Annotated in this window: 2 tRNA genes; both read left to right on the forward strand. The window is 36.0% G+C overall.

The features are described 5' to 3' along the window. Window positions 1–57 precede the first annotated feature (57 nt). Window positions 58–134: transfer RNA gene (locus HMPREF2644_RS03535), tRNA-Ile, on the forward strand. A gap of 85 nt (window positions 135–219) precedes the next feature. Then, window positions 220–295: transfer RNA gene (locus HMPREF2644_RS03540), tRNA-Ala, on the forward strand. Window positions 296–484: the final 189 nt, after the last annotated feature.

Consider the following 484-nt stretch of genomic DNA (forward strand, 5'->3'; position numbering starts at 1 on the left):
GCTCACACAGATTGGCTGATAGTTGTAGACAAATGAGCAGAAGAAAACATTACCCTTGGGTCTGTAGCTCAGGTGGTTAGAGCGCACCCCTGATAAGGGTGAGGTCGGTGGTTCAAGTCCACTCAGACCCACCACTCTGAGAGTGAGTGAAGCGAAAGGTGTAGTGTAAATAAATAATAACTAAAAGGTAAATAATTAGTTATTAAATTATGATGAAATGGGGATATAGCTCAGCTGGGAGAGCGCCTGCCTTGCACGCAGGAGGTCAGCGGTTCGATCCCGCTTATCTCCACCACTTATCATCGTTAAATAAATTAGAAAAAGACAAATTAATAAAGTATTAAGGTAGTGATGAAGCTATTTTAAATATTAGGTTATTTTAAGTTTAATTTTAAATTTAATTTTGTTTTAGTTTTAGTTTATTTAACGATGATAACTGAAAAGTTTTATCAACTGTTCTTTAAAAAATTGGAAACAAGCTGAA

Origin of the sequence: Haemophilus sp. HMSC071C11 (assembly GCF_001837655.1) — a bacterium.
GTDB classification, from domain to species: domain Bacteria; phylum Pseudomonadota; class Gammaproteobacteria; order Enterobacterales; family Pasteurellaceae; genus Haemophilus; species Haemophilus influenzae.